The sequence below is a fragment of the Candidatus Sodalis sp. SoCistrobi genome (assembly GCF_900143145.1).
In the GTDB taxonomy this organism is placed as follows: domain Bacteria; phylum Pseudomonadota; class Gammaproteobacteria; order Enterobacterales; family Enterobacteriaceae; genus SoCistrobi.
Map to the genome: position 1 here is coordinate 1 of NZ_FRDB01000394.1, position 820 is coordinate 820.

Here is an 820-nt window from a genome sequence, read left to right on the forward strand (position 1 = left end):
ATGCCTGAATTACGTAGAGACGCCGACATTCCTGACTCATACGCAGGGTTTGTACTTGTGGCGGTATATTATCTAATAAGCTCATTCCTCTTCCCTACCTCATATATCTTGATGGCGATATCCCATATTAAAGCGTCGTGTAACCGCACAGACTCCGCGATTAGTGCCTGAATTAACTTGCTGGCATAGTTCATAGAGGATTGCCTTCCTGCCTGAGAATATCGATAAGCTTTCGGTATCCATTTCTCAGCCATTTTATGATTTTATCTAATTGGGTTTCTTCCGGGTGATAGCTCCCCATGAGGGCAGCATTACCCGCGAATGCGTAATTCATGGGGTGCTCCTGTTATTATAGTGTTATTTGTGTATTGTATTTTGCGTGGCTCATGGTTTTCCAACTCTGACCGTTATCTTTAGATAACATGCGCCAGCAGAGGGAAAGCCGTATTGATAAATAACCTGTTCGTCGGATACGTCTCGCGTGGATAAGCCCTTCACGGTACAGGCGTTCAAATCGCTTTGCCCGCTCTCTTATCTCGATGGGTATTTTAGGTTTCATGCTCCTTTTCCAGTTTACTGAGAATCTGCTTTAATGTTTCGGCTTGCACAAATTGCACTGCAATACATTCAAGCGTCAGCCGGACGCCGAGCAGTGTCAGTAATGCCAATATACCGTCGGTGACTTGCATATAGGGCATAGGTATCTACACATTTATCGTGATACCTGTTATTACTTTGCAGAATGATTTCAACCTATCTGTTGGCGGGATTGACTCTCGCCTTACCCGCCGATATCAGACGCTGGTTAAACAGCATATGA

General features: G+C 44.6%; 2 protein-coding genes. Both read right to left on the bottom strand.

Annotated elements, in window-relative coordinates:
* Window positions 1-190 precede the first annotated feature (190 nt).
* Entirely contained in the window at window positions 191-334 is a 144-nt protein-coding gene (locus tag CINSTRO3249_RS17040) for a protease FtsH-inhibitory lysogeny factor CIII (protein ID WP_125933236.1), read from the bottom strand.
* 214 nt (window positions 335-548) lie between these two features.
* Entirely contained in the window at window positions 549-698 is a 150-nt protein-coding gene (locus CINSTRO3249_RS17370) for a hypothetical protein (protein WP_174249816.1), read from the bottom strand.
* Window positions 699-820 lie beyond the last annotated feature (122 nt).

What these genes read in the sequence shown, in the direction of transcription:
- CINSTRO3249_RS17040 (WP_125933236.1), bottom strand. Translation starts at nt 334, where the DNA reads ATGAATTACGCATTCGCGGGTAATGCTGCCCTCATGGGGAGCTATCAC.
- CINSTRO3249_RS17370 (WP_174249816.1), bottom strand. Translation starts at nt 698, where the DNA reads ATGCCCTATATGCAAGTCACCGACGGTATATTGGCATTACTGACACTG.